At 72.4% G+C, this 21265-nt stretch carries 17 protein-coding genes and 1 tRNA gene; 11 read left to right on the forward strand and 7 right to left on the reverse strand.

The window, feature by feature from the left end; all coding sequences use genetic code 11:
* The first annotated feature begins 15 nt into the window (after positions 1–15).
* Both ACZ562_RS00815 and ACZ562_RS00820 read left to right on the forward strand, forming a co-directional pair.
* Positions 16–666, forward strand: a complete 651-nt coding sequence (locus ACZ562_RS00815) for a hypothetical protein (protein WP_471172555.1) — start codon at positions 16–18, stop codon at positions 664–666.
* Between the two features lie 154 nt (positions 667–820).
* Complete coding sequence (locus ACZ562_RS00820) at positions 821–1018, forward strand: hypothetical protein (protein WP_471172556.1); 198 nt, start codon at positions 821–823, stop codon at positions 1016–1018.
* A gap of 113 nt (positions 1019–1131) precedes the next feature.
* Here ACZ562_RS00820 and ACZ562_RS00825 read toward each other — a convergent pair whose 3' ends face one another.
* Positions 1132–3060 carry an ABC transporter ATP-binding protein gene (locus ACZ562_RS00825; protein WP_471173923.1) on the reverse strand — a complete coding sequence of 643 codons (1929 nt, stop codon included), beginning with the start codon at positions 3058–3060 and terminating at the stop codon, positions 1132–1134.
* Positions 3061–3234: 174 nt separating this feature from the next.
* Between ACZ562_RS00825 and ACZ562_RS00830 the strand changes: the two genes are divergently transcribed.
* From ACZ562_RS00830 to ACZ562_RS00850, 5 genes are all read left to right on the forward strand, one after another.
* Positions 3235–4218: a lysylphosphatidylglycerol synthase transmembrane domain-containing protein gene (locus tag ACZ562_RS00830; RefSeq protein ID WP_471172559.1), complete on the forward strand. Its 984-nt coding sequence runs from the start codon at positions 3235–3237 to the stop codon at positions 4216–4218.
* A 48-nt stretch (positions 4219–4266) separates the two neighbouring features.
* The gene (locus tag ACZ562_RS00835; RefSeq protein ID WP_471173926.1) at positions 4267–5031 is read left to right on the forward strand and encodes a crotonase/enoyl-CoA hydratase family protein; all 765 of its coding nucleotides are present in this window, start codon (positions 4267–4269) and stop codon (positions 5029–5031) included.
* A 291-nt stretch (positions 5032–5322) separates the two neighbouring features.
* Complete coding sequence (locus ACZ562_RS00840; RefSeq protein ID WP_471172562.1) at positions 5323–6420, forward strand: mechanosensitive ion channel family protein; 1098 nt, start codon at positions 5323–5325, stop codon at positions 6418–6420.
* Between the two features lie 214 nt (positions 6421–6634).
* Positions 6635–8854 (forward strand): NADP-dependent isocitrate dehydrogenase, encoded by a 2220-nt coding sequence (locus tag ACZ562_RS00845; RefSeq protein ID WP_471172565.1) that lies wholly within the window; start codon positions 6635–6637, stop codon positions 8852–8854.
* Between the two features lie 97 nt (positions 8855–8951).
* Entirely contained in the window at positions 8952–9182 is a 231-nt protein-coding gene (locus tag ACZ562_RS00850) for a DUF397 domain-containing protein (RefSeq protein WP_471172569.1), read from the forward strand.
* Between the two features lie 114 nt (positions 9183–9296).
* Here ACZ562_RS00850 and ACZ562_RS00855 read toward each other — a convergent pair whose 3' ends face one another.
* Positions 9297–9638, reverse strand: coding sequence for a DUF5713 family protein (locus ACZ562_RS00855; RefSeq protein ID WP_471172571.1), 342 nt, complete (start codon positions 9636–9638; stop codon positions 9297–9299).
* Between the two features lie 85 nt (positions 9639–9723).
* On the opposite strand from ACZ562_RS00855, the gene ACZ562_RS00860 reads away from it, so the two are divergent.
* The gene (locus ACZ562_RS00860) at positions 9724–10521 is read left to right on the forward strand and encodes an N-formylglutamate amidohydrolase (protein ID WP_471172574.1); all 798 of its coding nucleotides are present in this window, start codon (positions 9724–9726) and stop codon (positions 10519–10521) included.
* Positions 10522–10561: 40 nt separating this feature from the next.
* On the opposite strand, the gene ACZ562_RS00865 is transcribed toward ACZ562_RS00860, so the two are convergent.
* The 3 genes from ACZ562_RS00865 to ACZ562_RS00875 are packed head-to-tail and all read right to left on the reverse strand — an operon-like array spanning position 10562 to position 13172.
* On the reverse strand, positions 10562–11047 hold the full coding sequence (locus tag ACZ562_RS00865; RefSeq protein WP_471173928.1) for a hypothetical protein: 486 nt from the start codon (positions 11045–11047) through the stop codon (positions 10562–10564).
* A 59-nt stretch (positions 11048–11106) separates the two neighbouring features.
* Complete coding sequence (locus ACZ562_RS00870; RefSeq protein WP_471172576.1) at positions 11107–11745, reverse strand: RNA polymerase sigma factor; 639 nt, start codon at positions 11743–11745, stop codon at positions 11107–11109.
* Complete coding sequence (locus tag ACZ562_RS00875) at positions 11742–13172, reverse strand: S8/S53 family peptidase (protein ID WP_471172578.1); 1431 nt, start codon at positions 13170–13172, stop codon at positions 11742–11744. Before ACZ562_RS00875 ends, ACZ562_RS00870 begins: the two co-directional genes overlap by 4 nt.
* A gap of 148 nt (positions 13173–13320) precedes the next feature.
* Here ACZ562_RS00875 and ACZ562_RS00880 point away from each other — a divergent pair, with 148 nt between their 5' ends.
* On the forward strand, positions 13321–15888 hold the full coding sequence (locus tag ACZ562_RS00880) for a CHAT domain-containing protein (protein WP_471173930.1): 2568 nt from the start codon (positions 13321–13323) through the stop codon (positions 15886–15888).
* A 44-nt stretch (positions 15889–15932) separates the two neighbouring features.
* Here the strand turns inward: ACZ562_RS00880 and ACZ562_RS00885 are convergent, their stop codons facing one another.
* A complete protein-coding gene (locus tag ACZ562_RS00885) occupies positions 15933–17714 on the reverse strand; it encodes a LuxR family transcriptional regulator AbsR2 (RefSeq protein WP_471173932.1) in 1782 nt (593 codons plus the stop codon).
* A 99-nt stretch (positions 17715–17813) separates the two neighbouring features.
* On the opposite strand from ACZ562_RS00885, the gene absR1 reads away from it, so the two are divergent.
* On the forward strand, positions 17814–18899 hold the full coding sequence (gene absR1, locus ACZ562_RS00890) for a beta-glucuronidase AbsR1 (RefSeq protein WP_471172581.1): 1086 nt from the start codon (positions 17814–17816) through the stop codon (positions 18897–18899).
* A gap of 297 nt (positions 18900–19196) precedes the next feature.
* A complete protein-coding gene (locus ACZ562_RS00895) occupies positions 19197–20849 on the forward strand; it encodes a serine/threonine-protein kinase (RefSeq protein ID WP_471172584.1) in 1653 nt (550 codons plus the stop codon).
* Between the two features lie 230 nt (positions 20850–21079).
* Here the strand turns inward: ACZ562_RS00895 and ACZ562_RS00900 are convergent.
* Positions 21080–21153 (reverse strand) — tRNA-Pro (locus ACZ562_RS00900).
* Positions 21154–21265 lie beyond the last annotated feature (112 nt).

Genomic DNA, 21265 nt, shown 5'->3' on the forward strand with positions numbered 1-21265 from the left:
CGATCGAGGGAGAGCATGTCCAGGTCCTACTTCGCGCACGGCTCACTGACGTCTCTGGCGGCGGCTCTCACCCTGCTGACGGCGGGCTGTTCGGGTACGGCCGCCGACGCGCAGGCCGCCGGCTGCCGGGAGAACGGCGGCTGGTCGGCGAAGGAGCGGGCCCGGTGGCTGCACCCTGCCGTGTCGTTCGACGAGGACGCGGCCGGCGAGGAGGCGGCCGTCGTGATCCGCCCGTACGGCAGGGGCGACGGCGGGGCACTGTGCGAACCGTTCGCCGTGCAGGCCGAGTTCTGGCGGGTCACCGCCACGACGGCGGGAACCGAGCTGACCTCCGCACTGCGCATCCGTGCGGCCGCCGGCGGCACCGAGGAGCGGCGCATCGGCTTCCCTCCGGGCCTTTCCACCGGGAAACGCGACGCCTGCACCGGCGTCCTCATGGCGGTGTACGCGGGCGCACGTCTCGCCGACAGCGAGCTTCCCGACGACATCGGCGACCTGGACGCGAGCGGGACAGCGGACGTGAAGTTCCGGACCGACAGGATCGGCGCGTACCGTGTGATCCCGCCGTCGGACCCGGAGCAGTGCGACGCGGACACGGGCGCGGGCGGGGAGTCCTCGACCGCCCCACCCGCCACCTCGAATCCATGGCGCCTCGACCATGCGTGACCGCGGTCACAGGACGGGCGGCGGGCGTCGCCTTCCGGAGGCCGGTGCCGCGGTTCCGGTTGTGCGGTGGGCCGCTCACGGGGAGCCGGCGGTGACCTCCCCCGCGCCCCGGCGCTCGCGACACCACGCGTAGAGCGCGAGCGCCGGCAGCGTCATGGCGTACGGGATCGCCGACACCGGCTGCGGCGGAGTCCGGCTGGACGGGTTCCGTGCGCACGGCCGTGCTGCCGGGCTGCTGGAGCGGGCCGATGACCAGGCAGTCGTGGACGACGACGGCGTTGAGCATCGGCGTGGCCACGATCTCGTCGGCGCCGAGGCGGGCCTTCGTCGCGGTTCCTCGCCGGAATCCTGATCAGCCTGTTCGCGCTCATGACGTTCGCCTCGAACGCGGCGTGGTTCAACCGCCGAACGGGTGCCCGGCCGTTCGCCCGGCCATCAGCGCCGCCAGGGCGGCCCTGGCCGCGCCTACGCCACCGCCTCTCCCACCGGCGCGACCCCCGTCGCCTCGTCCGCCTCGTCCACCGCGTCCGCCTCGCCGCGCCGCTGCTCGAACTGCGTGCGGTACAGCTCGGCGTACCGGCCGCCCGCAGCGAGCAGTTGGTCGTGGGTGCCGCGTTCCACGATCCGGCCCGACTCCACGACCAGGATCTGGTCGGCCGTCCGCACCGTGGACAGCCGGTGCGCGATGACGACCGCCGTCCTGCCCTCCAGGGCTTCGGTGAGCGCCTCCTGGACGGCCGCCTCCGAGGTGTTGTCCAGGTGGGCGGTTGCCTCGTCGAGGATGACGACGCGCTGGCGGGCCAGCAGCAGCCGGGCGATGGTCATGCGCTGCCGCTCGCCCCCGGAAAGCCGGTAGCCGCGCTCGCCCACCACCGTGTCGAGGCCGTCGGGCAGGGACCGTACGAGATCGTCGAGGCGGGAGCGGCGCAGGGCGTCCCACAGCTCGTCCTCGGCGGCCGTGGGGCGGGCCAGCAGGAGGTTGGCTCGCACCGAGTCGTGGAAGAGGTGGCCGTCCTGGGTGACCATGCCGAGGGTGCCGCGCAGCGACTCCGCGGTCAGGTCGCGGACGTCGACGCCGGCCACGCGGACGGCGCCCTCGTCGACGTCGTACAGGCGCGGCAGGAGCTGCGCGATCGTCGACTTTCCGGCGCCGGACGAGCCGACGAGCGCGACCGTCTGCCCGGGCTCGGCACGGAAGGACACGCCGTGCAGGACCTCCGCGCCGCCCCGGGTGTCGAGGGAGGCCACCTCCTCGAGGGAGGCGAGGGAGACCTTGTCGGCGGACGGGTAGGCGAAGCGGACGTTCTCGAACTCGACGGAGACCGGGCCGTCGGGGATGTTCTTCGCGTGCGGGCGCTCCGCGATGAGCGGCCTGAGGTCGAGCACTTCGAAGACACGCTCGAAGCTGACGAGCGCGCTCATCACCTCGACTCGCGCGCCGGCCAGCGCGGTGAGCGGTGCGTACATGCGGGTCAGGAGCAGCGCCAGCGAGACGACGGCGCCCGGCTCCAGGGTGCCGCGCAGGGCGAACCAGCCGCCGAGGCCGTAGACGAGGGCGAGGGCGAGCGCCGAGACGAGGGTCAGGGAGGTGATGAACGCCGACTGGGCCGTCGCCGTGCGGACGCCGATGTCCCGCACGCGGCGGGCGCGGGCCGCGAACTCCTCGGACTCCTGGGCGGGCCTGCCGAAGAGCTTGACCAGGGTGGCGCCGGGCGCCGAGAAGCGCTCGGTCATCCGGGTGCCCATCTCCGCGTTCAGCGCCGCGGCTTCTCGCTGCATCCGCGCCATGCGGCTGCCCATGCGCCGGGCCGGCACCACGAACACCGGGAGCAGCACCAGCGCGAGCAGGGTGATCTGCCAGGAGAGGGTGATCATCACGGCGAGGGTGAGCACCAGCGTGACCAGGTTGCTGACCACTCCGGACAGGGTGTTGCTGAACGCGCGCTGGGCGCCGATGACGTCGTTGTTGAGACGGGAGACGAGTGCTCCCGTACGGGTGCGTGTGAAGAACGCGACCGGCATGCGCTGCACATGATCGAACACAGCCGTCCGCAGATCGAGGATGAGGCCCTCGCCGAGCGTCGCCGACAGCCGTCTGCCGAGGATTCCGAGGGCCGCCTCCGCGACCGCGATGAGTGCGATGAGCAGGGCGAGGCGTACCACCGTGCCCTCGTCGCCGCCCGACACGATCGCGTCCACGACACGCCCGGCCAGTACGGGGGTGGCGACGGCGAGCAGCGCGGTCACCACCCCGAGCAGGACGAACTGTGCGATGCGGGCGCGGTGCGGGCGGGCGAACGCGCCGATGCGGCGCAGCGTCGCGCGGGCGAAGGGGCGGCGCTCCTGCTCCGCGTTCATGACGCTGTGCAGCTGGGTCCAGGCCGTGGTTTCCATGCTCATGGGAGAGAAGGTAGAACCTCGAGCGTTATTGAGGTCAACGGCATGATGGAAGCCGGTTCCCGCCCTACGTCCCCCTCTCCCGCGCGAAGGGACCCGATGACCGTCCGCAATCCCCTGTCCCCGCTTCCGCAACCCGCAGTTGGCGCGGTTCGGAAAACCTCTCCCGATGTGACCGCGGCACAACTCCCCGAACCCCCCGAACTCCCCCAGGGACGGCTCCCCCGACGCGTCCCCGTCCGCCAGATCCTGTGTCTGGTTCCGCTTCTGCTCGTCACCGTCGTCGCCGTGCAGCACCGGTCCGTCCTCGCCGAGGGCTTCGGTCATCTGCGGACGGCCCGGTGGCCCTGGCTGCTGGCCGCGGTCGGCGCGACCTGTCTGACCTGGGTCGCCGCCGCCTGCACCCGCCAGGGTGCCGTCGTCGAACGGCTGCCGAAACGGCGGCTGCTGGCCACCCAGTTCGCGGCGGGCGCGGCCAATCACCTGCTGCCGACGGGGCTGGGCGCGAGCGCGGTCAACCTGCGGTTCATGACGGTGTGCGGGGTTCCGCTCGCCCGCTCCTCCGCCGCGCTCGCCCTGTATCTGCTGGCGGAGTCGGTGGGCCGGCTGGCTCTGCTGGCCGCACTGCTCATCGCCTTCCCCGACGCGCTGCGGCTCGGCACCCTGCTGCCCCACGGGGCGGTCGGCCCGCTGCTGCTGGCCGTCGGTGCGGTGCTGGCCGTGGCGGCAGGCGTGCTCGCTCTCGTACGACGGCTGCGCACCGCCGTGTGCTCCTTCCTGCGTACGGCGCTGGGCGAGGCGCGTTCGGTGCACGCCCGCCCGGCCCGGGCGCTCGCGCTGTGGGGCGGCTCGCTCGCCTTCCCCGCGCTGCAGGCGACCGGGCTGGCCGCGGTGGGGCTGGCGTTGGGGCTGCCGGTGCCGCCCGCGCACATGGCCCTCGCGTATCTCGCGGCGACCATCGCCGTCGCGCTGGTGCCCACGCCGGGCGGGCTCGGCTCGGTCGAGGCGGCGCTGATCGTCGCGCTCGTGGCGGCGGGCGGTCCGGCGGCCGTCGCCACGGCGGTGGTTCTCGCCTACCGGATCATCACGGTCTGGCTGCCGCTGCTGCCGGGGGCGTTGACGCTCGGTGCCCTGGTACGGCTGAAGGTCATCTGACGACCGGGTAACGTGCCGACCGGACTCGTCGAGGAGAAGGGCTTCATCGTGCCGGTCCGGATCGAGCGGCAGGGATACGTCACCACGGTGGTCCTCTCCCGACCCGCCGCCCGCAACGCGGTGAACGGCCCGACCGCCGCCGGACCGGCCGCCGCCTTCCGCGAGTTCGAGGCCGACGGGGACGCCCGGGTGGCGGTGCTGTGGGGTGAGGGCGGCACGTTCTGCGCGGGCGCGGACCTCAAGGCGATCGGCACCGAGCGCGGCAACCGGGTCGAGGAGGACGGCGACGGCCCGATGGGCCCGACCCGGCTGCGGCTGTCCAAGCCGGTGATCGCCGCGGTGGCGGGGCACGCCGTGGCCGGCGGCCTGGAGCTGGCCCTGTGGTGTGACCTGCGGGTGGCCGAGGAGGACGCCGTCTTCGGGGTGTACTGCCGACGCTGGGGCGTCCCGCTCATCGACGGCGGCACGGTACGGCTGCCCCGGCTGATCGGCACGAGCCGCGCGCTGGACCTGATCCTGACGGGACGCCCGGTGCCGGCCCGGGAGGCGTACGAGATGGGCCTCGCCAACCGCGTCGTCCCCACGGGCACCGCCCGCACAGCGGCGGAGGAACTCGCCGCCTTGATCGCCCGCTTCCCGCAGGCCTGTCTGCGCAGTGACCGGGCCTCCGTCCTGGACCAGGAGGGGCTGGACGAGCCGGCTGCGATGCGGGGTGAACTCCGCCACGGGGTGTGCGTGTTGGCACAGAGCCTGGAGGGCGCGGCGCGGTTCGCCTCGGGTGAGGGACGACACGGGGCGTTGGGGGACGGGTGAGCGCGGGAGCCGCCGTATCCGGGGCAGCCCAGCAGGGCCGGGTGCGGGACGACCGGGCAGTGTGATGCGGGAGGTGAAGGGGGCCGTGCCCGAAAACCGCCGCAGGGCCGCCCGGCCCGGTACGAAACCCCGTACCGGATACGGCAGGATGAGCGGTCGCGCCGCGCCCACGGCCGTGCGGCCGGCGTGAGACGCAACATCCCGTGAACGAGCAGGTGGCAACGTGACGAGACTTCACATCCGGCCGTCGGCGGATGCCTTCGCCGCAGTTCTTCTCCCCGGAGGTGCCCGGTGAAGCGAGCGCTCACAGTGGACGACCTGGTCATCGCCGGAATCGCGGTGGCCGCCGGCCTGCTGGCGGCATTCCTGCTGCGCATGCTGCTGCGCTGGCTGGGCAAGCATGCCGACCGCACCCGCTGGAGCGGCGACGACATGATCGTGGACGCCCTGCGGACCGTGGTGCCGTGGGCGGCGTTCGTGGGCGGCGCGGCCTCGGCGGGGGCGGCGCTGCCGCTGACGAAGACAGTCCAGAACCACGTCAACCAGGTGCTGACCGTTCTGCTGATCTTCGTGGTGACGGTGACGGCGGCCCGCGTGGTCGCCGACCTGGTGCGGACGGTCACCCAGTCCCGCTCCGGGGTCGCGGGATCCGCCACGATCTTCGTCAACATCACCCGGGTCCTGGTCCTCGCCATCGGCTTCCTGGTGGTGCTGCAGACGCTGGGGGTCTCCATAGCCCCGCTGCTCACCGCCCTGGGCGTGGGCGGTCTGGCGGTCGCCCTCGCCCTGCAGGACACCCTCGCTAACCTCTTCGCGGGCATCCACATCCTCGCCTCCAAGACCGTCCAGCCGGGTGACTACATCCGGCTGAGCAGCGGCGAGGAGGGCTACGTCGAGGACATCAACTGGCGCCAGACGACGGTTCGCGCGCTCTCCAACAACCTGGTGGTCATCCCCAACGGGGAGCTCGCGAAGACGAACATGACCAACTTCATGCGTCCCGAGCAGCAGTTGACGATCCTGGTCCAGGTGGGCGTCGCCTACGACAGCGACCTGGAGCACGTCGAGCGCGTGACCACCGAGGTCGTCGCCGAGGTGATGACCGGGATCACCGGGGCCGTACCGGAGCACGAGCCGGCCGTCCGCTTCCACACCTTCGGCGACTCCCGGATCGGCTTCACGGTCATCCTGGGCGTCGGCGAGTTCAGCGACCAGTACCGGATCAAGCACGAGTTCATCAAGCGCCTGCACAAGCGCTACCGCGAGGAGGGCATCCGCATCCCGGCACCCACCCGGACCGTGGCACTCCAGCAGGGCTCGGTCGCCATTCCGCAGCAGCGGGGCCTGGAGACCGAGCCGGGCGAGGTGCCCGTCGTCCGGCTGGACTGACCTCGGCCGGCGGAGGAACCCGTCCGGCGGACTGGGGCGATCATTCACCGAATGATCGCCCTTTTTGATCGGATAATTGTCGATTTCTAAGCTTTCAGGCCGACAGCTGACCGGGACCCTGAGCGCAGATCCGGTCCGGGCCGCCGTCGAGCCGGAACCGATCAGGAGATATCTTGATGTCGAGCAATGTTGCAGACGTGGAGCGGAGCACCCGGTGACTGACTCGACCATCATTTACACGCACACTGACGAGGCCCCGGCCCTGGCGACGTATTCCTTCCTGCCGGTGGTCCGGGCGTACGCCTCGCAGGCGGGTGTCGCTGTGGAGACCCGCGACATCTCGCTGGCCGGACGCATCATCGCGGTGTTCCCGGAGTACCTGGCCGAGGACCAGCGGATCCCGGACGCCCTCCATGAGCTCGGTGAGCTGGCCAAGACGCCCGAGGCCAACATCATCAAGCTGCCGAACATCTCGGCGTCGATCCCGCAGCTCAAGGCCGCGATCGCCGAGCTGCAGGGCCAGGGCTACGCGCTGCCGGACTACCCGGACGACCCGAAGACCGACGAGGAGCGCGAGATCCGCGCCCGCTACGACAAGATCAAGGGCTCGGCGGTAAACCCGGTGCTGCGCGAGGGCAACTCCGACCGCCGTGCCCCCGCGTCGGTCAAGAACTACGCCAAGACCCACCCGCACCGCATGGGCGCCTGGACCCCCGAGTCCAAGACGAACGTGGCGACCATGGGCGCCGACGACTTCCGCTCCACCGAGAAGTCCGCGGTGATCGCCGAGGACGGTTCGCTGCGCATCGAGCTGAAGGGTGACGACGGCTCCACCACCGTCCTGCGCGAGTCCGTACCCGTCCTCAAGGACGAGGTCGTCGACGCCTCCGTGATGCGTGTCGCCGCGCTGCGCGAGTTCCTCACCGAGCAGGTCGCCAGGGCCAAGGCCGAGGGTGTGCTGTTCTCCGTGCACCTGAAGGCCACGATGATGAAGGTCTCCGACCCGATCGTCTTCGGTCACGTGGTGCGCGCCTTCTTCCCGAAGACGTTCGCGCAGTACGGCGAGACGTTCGCCGCGGCCGGCCTGACCCCGAACGACGGTCTGGGCGGCATCCTCAAGGGCATCGAGTCGCTGCCCGAGGCCGCCGAGATCAAGGCCTCCTTCGACGCCGAGCTCGCCGAGGGTCCGGCGCTGGCCATGGTCGACTCCGACAAGGGCATCACCAACCTGCACGTGCCGTCCGACGTGATCGTCGACGCCTCGATGCCGGCCATGATCCGCACCTCCGGCCACATGTGGGGCCCGGACGGGCAGGAGGCCGACACCCTCGCGGTACTGCCGGACAGCAGCTACTCCGGCGTCTACCAGGCCGTGATCGACGACTGCCGCGCCAACGGCGCCTACGACCCGTCGACGATGGGCTCCGTCCCGAACGTGGGCCTCATGGCGCAGAAGGCCGAGGAGTACGGCAGCCACGACAAGACCTTCGAGATCCAGACCACCGGCACGGTCCGTCTCGTCGACCAGGCCGGCAACGTCGTCCTGGAGCAGACCGTCTCGGCCGGCGACATCTTCCGCGCCTGCCAGACCAAGGACGCTCCGATCAAGGACTGGGTGAAGCTGGCCGTCACCCGCGCCCGCGCCACCGGCGACCCGGCGGTGTTCTGGCTGGACGAGACCCGCGCCCACGACGCCAACCTGATCGCCAAGGTCAACCAGTACCTGCCGGAGCACGACACCGAGGGCCTGGACATCCGCGTCCTGTCCCCCGTCGAGGCGACCAAGCTGTCCGTGGAGCGCATCCGCCGCGGCGAGAACACCATCTCCGTCACCGGCAACGTGCTGCGTGACTACCTGACCGACCTGTTCCCGATCCTGGAGCTGGGCACCAGCGCCAAGATGCTGTCGGTCGTCCCGCTGATGTCGGGCGGCGGCCTGTTCGAGACGGGCGCCGGCGGCAGCGCGCCGAAGCACGTCCAGCAGCTGGTCAAGGAGAACTACCTGCGCTGGGACTCGCTGGGCGAGTTCTTCGCGCTCGTGCCCTCCTTCGAGCAGTACGCGAAGACCACGGGCAACGCCCGCGCCCAGGTCCTCGCCGACACCCTCGACCGCGCCACGGCGACCTTCCTCAACGAGGACAAGTCCCCGACCCGTCGCGTCGGCGGCATCGACAACCGCGGCAGCCACTTCTACCTGTCCCTGTACTGGGCGCAGGAGCTGGCGCAGCAGACCGACGACGCGGACCTGGCGAAGGCCTTCGCCCCGCTCGCCGAGTCCCTCTCCGCCGACGAGCAGAAGATCGTCGAGGAGCTGATCGCCGTCCAGGGCGAGCCGGCCGACATCGGTGGCTACTACCAGCCCGACCCGGCCAAGGCCGCCGAGATCATGCGCCCGTCGGCCACCTGGAACGAGACGCTCGCGTCCCTGAGCTGACGCGAGGGTCCTCGTGACCCGTTCCTGAGTCCGCCCCGGTCGGCAACTGCCCGGCCGGGGCGGAGCCGTTTCCGGCCGGGCGCCGGCTGCAGAACTCATGAACACGCCCAACGGCCGGCGTCCCCCGCTCGCCGACCTGAGGAACGTCGGGTGGCGCCGGAGCAGCCGCAGTTCCGGCAACGGAGCGTGCGTCGAGACCGCCGCCGTCGACGGGGTGGTGGCAGTGCGGGACTCGAAGAACGCGGACGGACCGGCCCTGGTGTTCTCTCCGCGCGAGTGGAGCGCTTTCCTCGGTGCGGCCGGCGACGGCCGCCTGCACCGCCGCTGAAGCGGACCGCTCCGGCGCCCCGCCGCCTCACCCGGCAGACCCCGCTCGTCCGTCCCTGATGCACCCGGAACCCGTCTCAGGGTCTCATCAGGGTCTCCAGGGTGAACCGGCCGCTCACCAGTCCCGCGTCGCGATCAGCTCCTCCACATCCGCGTCCTCGAAACCGTACGCGTCGGCGACGAACCAGAACTCCTCGGCTATTTCCTCCCGGGCCACGGTCTCGATGTCGCTGCCTGCCTCCTCGAAGCCGGACTGCAGATCGTTGAACTCCCCCGTGGCCGCCTGGGTCAGGGCGTACAGCGCCTCCAGGTCCGCGGGCCGCTCGGCCTCGATGCGCTCACACAGCCGCAGCAGGATCTCCTTGCCCCGGTCGACCACGTGATCGGGGTAGTAGTCGCTCCGGTAGAGCCCCTTGAGAAACGGGTGCGCGGTCACCTGCTGATTGGTGACGGGCATGGTGCTCCCCCGCCCTTCCTCGACGTTCCGGATGTGGCACCTTGATCATGCACCACCCCACTGACAACGCCCCCGGAGCAGCCTCATGGCCCCTGCCGCACCGTCCTTCGAGCTTCTGCCCGGTGCCGAAGCGTCACCGGTGATCCTGCACGTGCCGCACTCCGCCCGGGACATACCGTCGGCAGTGCGTGCGGGCATCACCTTGGACGACGAGGCGCTGGAGCGGGAGCTCGACCACATCACCGACGCGCACACCGCCCGAATCGCGGACGTGGCGGCGAACCTGTCGGCGCTCACGCCCTGGCGGTTCGTCAACCGGCTCTCCCGGCTGGTCGTCGACCCGGAGCGCTTCACCGACGAGCGGGAGGAGATGCTGATGGCGGGAATGGGCGCGGTGTACACGCGGACCACCCACAAGGCCGAGCTGCGGCCCGCCGGCACCGATCCCGAACCGCTGCTCGACCGGTACTTCCGTCCGTACGCGCGGGCGATGACCGAGGCGGTGGCCGGCCGGCTGGCCGCCACCGGGCGCGCCGTCGTCATCGACGTGCACTCGTACCCCACCGACCGGCTTCCCTACGAGCTGCACGGCGAGGGCCCCCGGCCACCGGTCTGCCTGGGCACCGACGCCGCTCACACCCCGCCCGGGCTGCTGGCCGCGGCCCGGACGGCGTTCGCCGGGTGCGGGGAGGTGGGGCTCGACAGTCCGTTCAGCGGTGCCTACGTCCCGCTCGCGTTCCACGGGACCGATCCGCGGGTCGGCGCCCTGATGGTGGAGATCCGCCGGGACACCTACATGACCGAGCCGGGCGGCCCCGCCGGCCCCGGCCTCGACCGGCTCGCGTCCGCACTTGCGGCACTGGTCGACGCCGTGACCGGGTGACCTCCGGCTCAGGCACCAATGGCGGTGTCCGGCGGCGGACTCAGGCCCGCAGCCACTCCGTGACCACCACGTCCCCGCCGGTCCGCAGCCGCAGGGCGAACGGGCCGGCGGGGGTCACCTCGGACGTGAAGCGCCCCATCTCGTCGGCCACGAGCGGCAGGGCCGCCTGCGGCCCGCTGAGCACCTCGATGCCTGTCGACTGCGGGGGCAGCACCTGCCCCATCAGTCCCTGCGCGCTCACCTCCACGTCGACGGTCACGTCACCCGAGTGGAAGGTCAGCATCCGCGGCACGCTCGTCGCCCCCCTGACCGGGATGGCGTCCACCACGGAGTCAAACGTCAACTCGGCGATGCGGGCGTCGAGGTCGTGCAGGGCGAAGGCCTCCACGGCGATCTGCCGCAGCTCGGCCGGCACCGGGTCCAGGATGGCGGCGGCCCGGCGCAGCTCCTCCTCCAGCAGGCCGGCGTCGAACCCCGTGCCGTCGAAGCCCTCTTCGTCGAGGCCGTCTTCGTTCGCCGCGTTCATGTCGTTCAGGTTGCTCACGTCGTTCAGGCCGCTCATGTCGTCTGTGTCGTCGATGTCCATCACAACGCTCCCCGTGCGTCGAGCCGGGCCCGAAGGCGGCGCAGACAGCGCTGGCGCAGCGGCCCGATGCTGCCGACGGCGATGCCCAGTGCGGCGGACACCTCCTGGTAGCTGGGCGGCGGCGAGGCCATCAGGACGCGCAGCAACTGCCTGCAGCGATCGCCGAGTTCCCCGAACTCCTGCCACACGCGCCGGATCCGCTCGGTCTCGGCGGCGGCCTCCTCGGAGTCGATGAGGAACTCCTCGGGCGTACGGTCCTCGCTGACCCGGTCGAGCACCTGCGGATCGTCCGTGAGGGTCAGCCGCCTTAAGCTCTTGATCAGCTTCAGGCACTCATGGCGCGCGGTGCTCGCCAGCCACGACCCCGCCTTCTCCGGTTCGCGGATCCGCCCCAGGTGCTGGGCGAAGCGGAACCACACGGTCTGGTACACCTCGTGCGCGTCGGCATCGGAGAGCCGGTGCGCGCGCACGACGGACCACACCAGCGGGCTCAGCCCTTCCACCAGCGCCTTCCAGGCCGCCGCGTCACCGTCGACGGCGGACTGGACGAGCGCGCCGACATCTGCACGGTCCACGGCCCCACCCCTCGTGTACGGCAAGTCATCGTACGCCGCGGAGAGGGCTGCTTTGACCGTCATGCCTGGGAAGCCAGTTGCACGACGGGGACCGGGCGCCACGTGGGGGGCAGAAGCGCCGGTACATGCGCCCCGCGCACTTCCGCGAACTCGGTGTTCGCCGAGAGCAGCTGCTGCCGGGCGATACGCGGGTCGGCCTCCTTGTGCGCCGTCATGTGAGCGGCGATCATGCCCGCGGCCACAGGGGTGGCGAACGAGGTCCCGCTCCAGTGTGCGAACCCCTCGAACATGACCTGGTCCGCCTTGGGCGTGGCGCTCTGCTCGCTCAACGCGCCGGCGTGCCGGGGCGCCTGGCAGGTGCAGACGTAGGTGAAGCCGTAGCGGCAGGCCTCGTAGGTGGAGTGCTGGTACACGTACGGGACGGGCGCGTCGAAGCCCGTGAGGGAGCTCGTGAGGCGCTCCCCGGGCGCGTAGACCTTGACCCAGGAGCCGTGGTTGCTGAAGCAGGCGCCGAACTCGCCGTCGCCGCGCAGCGCGCCGACCGACAGCACGACGTTCTCGTAGTCGGGCAGGGAGGCGTAGGCCGCGGGCCAGAAGGGCGTGGCGCTGCCGTTGTTGCCTGCGGCCGCGACGAGGAGTGTGCGCTGGTTGCGCAGCTCCCGCATGAAGGCGTCCACACCGAGCAGGCCGTCGGTGCGGCCGTTGGAGGTGCCGGCGGAGAGGCTGATGACGTCCGGCCAGCCGTTCTGGTCCACGGCCTCGAAGAGCTTCGCGCCGAAGTCGGACTCCAGGATGGCGCCGGCGTCGTTCAGCGTGCCCCGCACCGTCACGTCCGTGTTGGGTGCGACGGCCGCGACCAGCCCGGCGATGAACGTGCCGTGGCCGACGTACTGCTGGAGGACGCCCTGGTCGTCGGTCTCCTTGACCTGGAGGTCGCCCTGCGTGTGCGCGAGCAGGGGGTAGGACCGGTAGTCGTGCATGAGTCCGGTGTCGATGACGAGGACGCCGACGGCGGTGTCGGTGTCGTGGACCCCCTCGGCCGCGGCCGGGTTCGGCGGCTGGGTCAGCGGGGCGGGCACGGGCTCGTCGCCGGGACACGCGTTGACGGCGATCGACACCACGTGGTTGCGGCTGACCAGCCGGCGTCCCGCCCGCCCCTCCGCCTCCCGCAGCGCGCGCAGGGCGCCCGCGACGGCACGGTCGCCGCGCCGGTCGCCGTGTCCCGGGTCGCCGACCTGGATGCGGGTGATGCCCGTCCGGTTGGTCTCCGGGCCGGCCCTGCGCACATGGTCCGCGACCAGGCCGGTGGCCTCGGTGAAGTGTGTGCGTACGGTGTCCTCGACGGCGCGGGCCTCCTCGCCGTCTCTGGCCAGCACGACGCCTTTCTCGTAGAAGAACTCGGCGGAGTCGTCCGGCCCCATCGCCAGGGGGACGTCGGGCATGGAGCGCTGGATCTGGTCGAACTGCTCGTGGAATCGCTGAGGTGCCATTGCGTGTCCTCCCACTGAGGCGGTGGTCGTCAATCAGAGCCGTCCGACCGTAGATTGATACAGCCACAACCCTGTGTGGGTGGTGTTCGGGGCCACTACCATCCTTGGAGTGACAGCGGGAAGCGACTCGGTTCTCGAACTGCTGCCGATGGTGTTCGCCGCCCCGGGCGAGGCTCTGGCGAGGGCGGAGAGCGTGCTCGACGCCGATGCCTCACCGCTGCACGCCTCCGTCGCCCACCAGGTGATCGGCATCTGGCAGCGGGACTTCGGCGACATGCGGCTCGCACTGACCCATCTGCGGCGCGCCCGCGACCTCGCGGCCCGCGCCGAGTCGGCCGACCGGGAGGCGGACGTCCTCGGCACGCTCGGCGTGGCGCTGGTCCACGCCGGCCGCACCCGGCAGGGGCTCGCCGCCTTCGAACGGGGTGCCGCCCGAGGCAGCGGCCACACACGCGCGCGTGTCCTGTACCGGCGGGCGTACGTCTGGTGGGTGCTGGGCCACCACCGCGAGGCGCTGGACGACGTGCGCCGGGCCATCCCGGTGCTGCGCCAGGCCGACGACGTGATCTGGACGGCGCGGGCGCTGACGCTGCGGGCGACCGTGCACCTGGCGCTCGGCGCGGTGGACCGGGCCGACGCCGACTTCTCCGCGGCCGAGGCACTGTGGGACACCACCGGCCAGGAGCACGACAAGGCCGACGCGGTGGAGAGCCGGGGACTCGCCGCGTTCCGGTCGGGTGACGTCCCGGTGGCGTTGCGGCTGCTCGACGAGGCCGAGGAGCGGTACGCCAAGCTCGGCACGCCGACGTTCATGCTCAACATCCGGCGCTGCGAGGTCCTGATGGCAGCGGGGCTGGCCCCCGAGGCGCTGGCCGAGGCGGATACGGCGACAGGGGTGCTCGACGGCATCGGCGGCCAGTCGACCCGCAAGGCGGAGCTGCTGCTCGCCGCCGCCCGGGCCGCCCGGCTGGCCGGTGACCCGCACACGGCGATCGCCCGCGCGGCCCTGGCCGTACGGCTGTTCGCCGGGCAGCGGCGCACCTGGTGGGAGACGCACGCCCGGCTGGTGCTGATCGAGGCACGGCTCGCCGCCGGGCGGGGTTCGGGGCGGCTGGTCGCCGACGCGGCCGCGGTGGCCGAGCGGCTGGCCGCGTTCGGCGCGCCGGCCGCGCCTCAGGCGTCGCTCCTCGCGGGCCGGATCGCGCTCGGCCTGGGCTGGACGGCGGACGCGGAGCGGCATCTGGCCGTCGCCGCCCGCAGCCGGCACAGCGGGCCGCCGCTCGCGCGGATGACGGGCTGGGCCGCTCAGGCGCTCAGGGCCCGGGCGGCCGGATCCGGCCGAGGGGTCCTGGAGGCCTGCCGGCGGGGCCTCGACGTGCTCGACGACCACCGGATGACGCTGGGCGCCTCGGAGTTGCGCGCCCGCGCCACCGAGCAGGGCGCGGAGCTCGCGGCCATGGCCCAGCGGGCCAGCCTGGACTCCGGCGGCCCGCGGCGGCTGCTGGTGTGGAGCGAGCGCTGGCGGGCCACCGCGCTGTCCGCGCCGCCGACCCGGCCGCCCGCCGATCCGGCGCTGCTCAGCGGCCTGACGGCCTTCCGGGAGATCGCCGCCCGCGCGGAGGCCGCCCGCATGGACGGCCATCCGATCCCGGCCCTGGAGCGCGAACAGCGGCGCCTGGAGCGCGAGATCCGCTCCCGTACCCTGCACATCCGCGGCGAGTCGCCCGGCGACGGGCACCGCTTCGACCCGGGCCGGCTGCTGGAGCGGCTGGGCGACGACGTACGGCTGGTGGAGCTGGCCGTGCTCGACGGGCGGGTGCAGGTGCTGCTGTGCGGGCAGGGGCGGGTGCGGCGGTTCGAGGCCGGACTCCTGGCCGACGCGGAGCGGGAGGCCGAGCATGTGCAGGCCGGACTGCGGCGGCTGGCCCACCCGGGGGCGGAGGCCAGGCTTCCGGTGGTGGAGGCGGCGGGCCGCCGTCTTGAGGAACTGCTGCTCGGCCCGGCCGCGGCACAGCTCGGCAGCGGCCCGGTCGTGGTCGTGCCGCCCGGCCGGCTGCACCGCGTGCCGTGGGCGCTGCTGCCGTCGCTGCGCGAACGCGTGCTCAGCGTGTCGCCGTCGGCGAGCAGTTGGCTGCGCGCGCGGGAGACGGAGCCGCCGCCGGCCGGCCGCCAGGTGCTGGTACGCGGCCCGGGCCTGGCCACCGGCGGTGCCGAAGTGCCCGAACTGGCCGGACGTTACGGCGATGCCGTCGTACTGGAGGAGAACGACGCGCGCGTCCCACGGGTGCTGGGGGAACTCGACGGCGCCGCGCTCGCCCACATCGCCGCGCACGGCACCTTCCGCGCGGACAGCCCCCTGTTCTCGGCACTGCGGATGGCCGACGGCCCGCTCATCGTCCACGACTTCGAGCGCCTGGACCGAAGCCCGTACCGGATCATCCTCTCCTGCTGCGACACCGCCCGGTTCGCCTCAGTCGGTGCCGACGAGCTGCTCGGCCTGGTCACCGCGCTGCTGCCGCTGGGCACGGCGGGGGTGGTGGCGTGCAGCGCGCCCGTCAACGACGCCGCGGTCGTGCCGTTGATGCTCGCGCTGCACAAGGGCCTCAGCGCGGGTCTGTCCCTGGCCGAGGCCCTGCGCGACGCGCGAACCGCGCTGCCGGGCGACGCGCTGCACCAGGCGACGGGATGGGCCTTCTCGGCGTTCGGCGCGGCGTGATGGGCGTGCACCCGGCCGCCTCGGAGCGCGCCTGGTCCCCCCGGTCACGCCGGCTGTGCGGTCGGTGGTTCGACGAGCCAGGGCAACGCGCCGCGGTCGCTGGCGCCGAGGCGGGCGTACGCGCTGTACAGGTGGTTGCCGACGGTACGGATGGAGAGGGTGAGCCGTTCCGCGATCTGCCGGTTGCTCAGGCCCGCGGCCGCGAGCGTGACGATCTGCCGCTGCCGGGCGGTGAGTTCGCCCAGCACGAGGCCGGCCAGGGCCGGGGTGCGGGCACCCTGGCAGCGTCCGGCCAGTGCGACGGCACGGGTGCGTGACATGCGGGCTGCGCGCGGGTCCCGGTGTACCCGGACGGCCTGGGCGTACGCCTCGGCGGCGAACAGCAGGAAACCCCGCTGCTCCAGGGCCGCCCCCGCCCGGTCCAGGGCGGGCCCGTCGCCGCGGGCGAGCGCGTCGGCGTGCGCGGCGAACACGCCCGACAGCCGGCCGAGGGCCCGCTCGGGAGCACCGAGGCGTACGGCGTCGTAGGGCACGTCACCGACCGCCGCGACGGCCGCGTCCATGTCGCCGCGCGCGGCCGCGAACCAGGCGCCGGCGCCGTCCGCGGTCTCGCGCGCGGCCGGCATCTCGCCCGACTGCGCGGCGGCGAGAGCGAGTTCCGCGCGGCACGACGGATCGTCACCGGCACCGCGCAGGCCCTCCCTCGCCCAGGCAGCCGCCTGCCGCAGCTCTCCCCGCAGCCGCGAGAACCGCGCTCGCAGCGCCGCGTACCCGGCCGGCACCGGCTCGCCCTCCTCCGCCAGCCACTCCCCCACGGGCGTCGGCGTCGCGCGTACGTCCGACGACTCGATCCGCCGGCTCAGCGCGGCCGCCTCCGCCTCAAGGGCCGCCCGGCACCGGTCCGGGGTGCGGGCCAGCCGCCTGGCCCGCAGCCGTCCGGCAGCGGCCCGCAGTGCCGGACCGTGCAGAGGGTGGGCGAGGCGGACGGCGCCGTGATCGTCGACCTGGACCAGGCCGTCGGCCTCCAGGTGTTCCAGGATGCGCAGGTCGAGGTCGTCGAGGTCCAGCGGCAGCGGCTCGGCGAAGGCCAGGCGTTCGAGGCTCTCGCGCTCCTCGGGGCCGGTGCGGTCGAGGACCGGCGCGGTCCGTTCCCGTACGGTCGCGGTCAGCGGTACGGGACCCCGCCACGCCCACTCGTCCGCATCCGGGACGGGAGTGAGCAGTTGGCGCTCGCGCACGGCGCCCACCAGGTCGCGCAGCAGCCGCAGGTCTCCCTGGCACAGGCGGTACAGCCGGTTGAACGTGAGGGCTTCCGGGCCCGCCGCCAGCAGCTGGGCCGTCTCCTCACGGGGCAGCGGCTCCAGTAGGAGGCGGGGCAGCAGCTCCCCGGTCCACAGCCGGGAGACCGCACCGGGCACCGGAGCGCCGTCCGTGGCGGCGACCAGCAGCCGGGTACGTCCGTGCACGGCCAGCTGGTGGACCAGGGCCGCCGAGGCGTCGTCGAGCAGATGGGCGTCGTCGACCAGCAGCAGCCGGGTGCCGGACAGCAGCTGGACCGCTCGGTGCAGCGAGACCGACTCGGGCAGCAGGTGGGCGAACGCGGCGAAGGGGATCTGCCGGGCCTCGGGGGTGCCGGCCACCTTGGCCGAGTCGCCTCCGCGCGCCGCCTCGGTGACCAGCCGGGTCTTGCCGCAGCCCGCCGGGCCCGTCACCACGATGCCGTGACGGCCGGCGGTCACCGACCGGCGGACCAGTTCGAGTTCGTTCTCCCGCCCGATGAACGGCCAGGGCAGCTCCAGGGTCTTCGCGTCCCGCTCGAAAGTCATCACGACAACGAGAGTCCGGATACTCATCCCTGATACAGGGTGACTTGAGTAGCCCCCGACTCAGGCGCCCTGGGCGGGGTCGGCGGCAGTCTGTGCGCCATGACCGCTCGCTACTGCTCCCTCGCGCAGCAGTCGGCCCCCGCCTTCGCACCGGGGCTGACCGCCGAGAGGCTCAGTGCGCTCGTCGGGGGACGCCCGATGTGGGTCAACGGCACCGTCGTGCACTACTACTTCTTCGACGGCGACCCCGACGGGTCCGTCATTCCCGTACCGGGAACCGGGCAGTCCCGGCGGGTGTCGTGGGTCGGCGCCGAGGAGCAGCGGGACGTGGTGCGTGAGTGCTTCGAGGAGTGGCGGGACCTCGGTGTCGGGCTGTCGTTCGCCGAGGTCGACGACCGCTCGGAGGCCGAACTGCGCATCGGGTTCCAGCTCGGCGGCGGCTCCTGGTCGACGGTGGGCAAGGACGCGCTCCAGGTCGGCCTGAACGAACGCACCATGAACTTCGGGTGGGACCTGACCGCGCCGGGGGAACGCGGGACGGCCCTGCACGAGATCGGGCACGCGCTCGGCCTGCTGCACGAGCACCAGAGCCCGTTCGCCGGCATCCACTGGGACGACGAGGCCGTCTACGCCGATCTGGCGGGCCCGCCGAACTTCTGGAGCCGTGACAGGACGTACTTCAACATACTGCGCAAGCTCGACCCGGACGAGGTCAACGGCTCCGTCTGGGACCCTCAGTCGATCATGCAGTACCCCTTCTCGGCGGGGCTGATCCTGGAGCCGGAGCAGTACCGCGCGGGCCTGAACCCGCCCGGCACGCTCTCTTCCGCCGACAAGGAGTTCGTACTGTGCTGGTACCCACCGGCCGGCCCGAAGCGGCCGCCCGCGCTGGTGCCCTTCCGCTCTGCGCCGATCAGCCTCGGCCCGGGCGGACAGGCCGACTTCACCGTCGAGCCGCCGGAGACCCGCGAGTACACGGTGGGCACCTTCGGCGAGAGCGACGCCGTCGTGGTGGTCTTCGAGGAGCGGGACGGGGAACCCCGCTACCTCGCCGGCCAGGACGACGGAGGAACACCGCGCAACGCCACCATCAGGGCCCGTCTCGTCAAGGGCCGCCGCTACTTCGTCCGTGTGCGCCTGTACTCCAGCTGGGGTCCGGGAGAGACCGCGGTCATGTGCTGGTGACAGCACAAACCGCCTCCGCACGGACGGCTCGGACCACAGTCCGGCACCGGGGGAGCGGTCGAGGACGTCACCTTCGGGGGAGGGTGACGTCCTCGACCACGCCATGTCAGGACTGCCGCTCGCGCACTTCCCGACGATCATGCGCTCGATACGCGACCGCACCACCAGCGGATCCGGGGCCCGCATCTCGACGAATGGATCCGGCGCGGTCACCGAGCGGTCTCCACGCTAGAGTCGGCGCCGTCCCCGGCCAGACGTCCTGCCGTGGGTGGGTTTGCGCTGGGGGCTGACGGTACGATGCGGTTCGAAGATGTGGATCTGTCCGGTTACGCGATTCAAGAGGTCCTGGGCCAGGGCGGTTTCGCCACGGTGTACCGGGCGCACCAGCTGGCCGTGGGCCGGGAGGTGGCGCTCAAGGTCGACAGCAGAGTGCTGGCCTCACCCCGCGACCGGCAGCGCTTCATGCGGGAGGTCACCGCGGCCGGGCAGTTGTCGGGGCACCCACACGTGGTCCCCGTGTACGACGCCGGGGTGCTCGGCGACAATCGCCCCTACATGGTGCTGGAGTTGTGTCCCGGCGGCTCGCTGGGCGACCGCCTCCACCGTGACGGCCCGCTGGCCGTCAAGGAGGCGCGCGACATCGGCGTGGGCATAGCCGACGCGGTGGCCGCGGCACACGCCTCCGGCGTACTGCACCGCGACATCAAGCCCGGCAACATCATGATCAACCGGTACGGCGGTGTCGCCCTGGCCGACTTCGGGCTGGCGGCCATGCCCCGGCCCGGCCGGGAACTGTCGGTCACACGGGAGGCTCTGACTCCCGCGTACGCGCCGCCCGAGGCCTTTCACATGGCCGAACCGGCTCCGGCCGGCGACGTGTACTCACTCGCCGCGACGGTCTACGCCCTTCTGCTGGGCCGCCCGCCCCACTTCCCGCAGGACGGCAGCCAGCTCAGCCTCGCCGAACTCATCGTGCGGCACACCTGGTCCTACCCCGACCTGCCCGGAGTGCCGCCGGCCCTGAACGAGGTGCTCCGCCACGCCCTGGCCGCCGAGCCGGCGCACCGTATGTCCGACGCCGCGGTGCTGCGCGACGCCCTCGCCGCCGTGGACGTCGACGACCTTCCGGGCCGTTTCGGACCGGCCCCCAGCATGCACACCGTCCCGGCGTACCGGGACGCCGCTCCGTCGCCGTTTCCGTACGCCCCTCACGACGCCGTTCCGCCGACACCGTCGGCCCGGGACGGTGTACCCGCAACGGTCGCTCCGGGGCAGCCCGGCCGGCCGGACGGGGCGGGAGGCGCGACGACCGTCAACGCCCGTGCGGAGGACCGCAGGAGGAAGGGACGGCGCCCCCGGCTGATCGCCGTGCTCGCGGCGGTGGCGGTCTCGGCGGCGGTGTCGATCACCGTGACCGTCTACCAGAACCAGCCGCCGGGGGATCCCAGTTCCGCCTCGACGACATCTCCCGCCGCGAGCCGCGACGGCCAGGGGGCGTCCGACGGGCAGGCAGCCTTCGGTGGGGTGCCGACCACCACGAAGGACTGCCCCGCGACGTCGGTCGAGGGCGTGGGCGGCCGGTGTGTGACGACCCCCGAGTGCTGGAGCGGCATCACCGACGTCTCGGGCACCATCACCGTCAGCGCCGCGGACTGCCACACGAAGCATGTGTGGGAGACCTTCGCCATCGCCCCGCTGCCCAAGGACGGGATGACGAACAACGCACGGGACCTGATCAGACATCCCGACGTCAAAGCCCTGTGCTCGCAGCAGATCAGGACGAAGTCCATGACGGCCACGGGCCGGGAGGCCGCCGCGGAATGGATGGTGGACATCCTCCCGCCGACCGCCTCGCAGTGGGACAGCGGCCTACGGGTCTTCCGGTGTGTCGCGGCAGCGGTCACGGACGACGGCGAGACGACGGGCGCCCACTTCGGAACCGGCGGCTGACCGCAAGTCGTGCGTGGGCGAAGCGCGTTGAACTGCGACTTCGGATGACAGGACGGTGTGCACCGCGCCACTCATGGAGGCGCGGAGGCTGATCGCGTTCAGTGTGGTCGAGCTGGTGGGCATGCTCGGCGGGGCGGCTGCGGCCCGTCTGATCGTGAAGGCCGTCCAGCACGACGAAGAGGCTGCTTCAGACGACGCTGAAACAGCCTCTCACCTGCGGTTTCCGCAAGTCGGGACGACAGGATTTGAACCTGCGACCCCTTGACCCCCAGTCAAGTGCGCTACCAAGCTGCGCCACGTCCCGGTGCCGCTCCCACGGTGACCCGTGCGAACACGCAGAGAAACCCTACCGCATGCGGCCGGCCGGCACGGCTGGTCTTTATTGCCTGACTCAAGTAAACCCCCAATGCCGGGCA

The organism is Streptomyces sp. NPDC040410, assembly GCF_055595715.1.

Excerpts from the sequence above, each read along its gene's own strand:
- ACZ562_RS00875 (WP_471172578.1), bottom strand. The coding sequence starts at position 13,172 with ATGGCACCTCAGCGATTCCACGAGCAGTTCGACCAGATCCAGCGCTCC.
- ACZ562_RS00865 (WP_471173928.1), bottom strand. The coding sequence starts at position 11,047 with ATGAACGCGGCGAACGAAGACGGCCTCGACGAAGAGGGCTTCGACGGC.
- ACZ562_RS00860 (WP_471172574.1), top strand. The coding sequence starts at position 9,724 with ATGGCCCCTGCCGCACCGTCCTTCGAGCTTCTGCCCGGTGCCGAAGCG.
- ACZ562_RS00815 (WP_471172555.1), top strand. The coding sequence starts at position 16 with ATGTCCAGGTCCTACTTCGCGCACGGCTCACTGACGTCTCTGGCGGCG.
- ACZ562_RS00880 (WP_471173930.1), top strand. The coding sequence starts at position 13,321 with ATGGTGTTCGCCGCCCCGGGCGAGGCTCTGGCGAGGGCGGAGAGCGTG.
- ACZ562_RS00870 (WP_471172576.1), bottom strand. The coding sequence starts at position 11,745 with ATGACGGTCAAAGCAGCCCTCTCCGCGGCGTACGATGACTTGCCGTAC.
- ACZ562_RS00895 (WP_471172584.1), top strand. The coding sequence starts at position 19,197 with ATGCGGTTCGAAGATGTGGATCTGTCCGGTTACGCGATTCAAGAGGTC.
- ACZ562_RS00820 (WP_471172556.1), top strand. The coding sequence starts at position 821 with ATGGCGTACGGGATCGCCGACACCGGCTGCGGCGGAGTCCGGCTGGAC.
- absR1 (WP_471172581.1), top strand. The coding sequence starts at position 17,814 with ATGACCGCTCGCTACTGCTCCCTCGCGCAGCAGTCGGCCCCCGCCTTC.
- ACZ562_RS00825 (WP_471173923.1), bottom strand. The coding sequence starts at position 3,060 with ATGGAAACCACGGCCTGGACCCAGCTGCACAGCGTCATGAACGCGGAG.
- ACZ562_RS00855 (WP_471172571.1), bottom strand. The coding sequence starts at position 9,638 with ATGCCCGTCACCAATCAGCAGGTGACCGCGCACCCGTTTCTCAAGGGG.
- ACZ562_RS00885 (WP_471173932.1), bottom strand. The coding sequence starts at position 17,714 with ATGACTTTCGAGCGGGACGCGAAGACCCTGGAGCTGCCCTGGCCGTTC.
- ACZ562_RS00850 (WP_471172569.1), top strand. The coding sequence starts at position 8,952 with ATGAACACGCCCAACGGCCGGCGTCCCCCGCTCGCCGACCTGAGGAAC.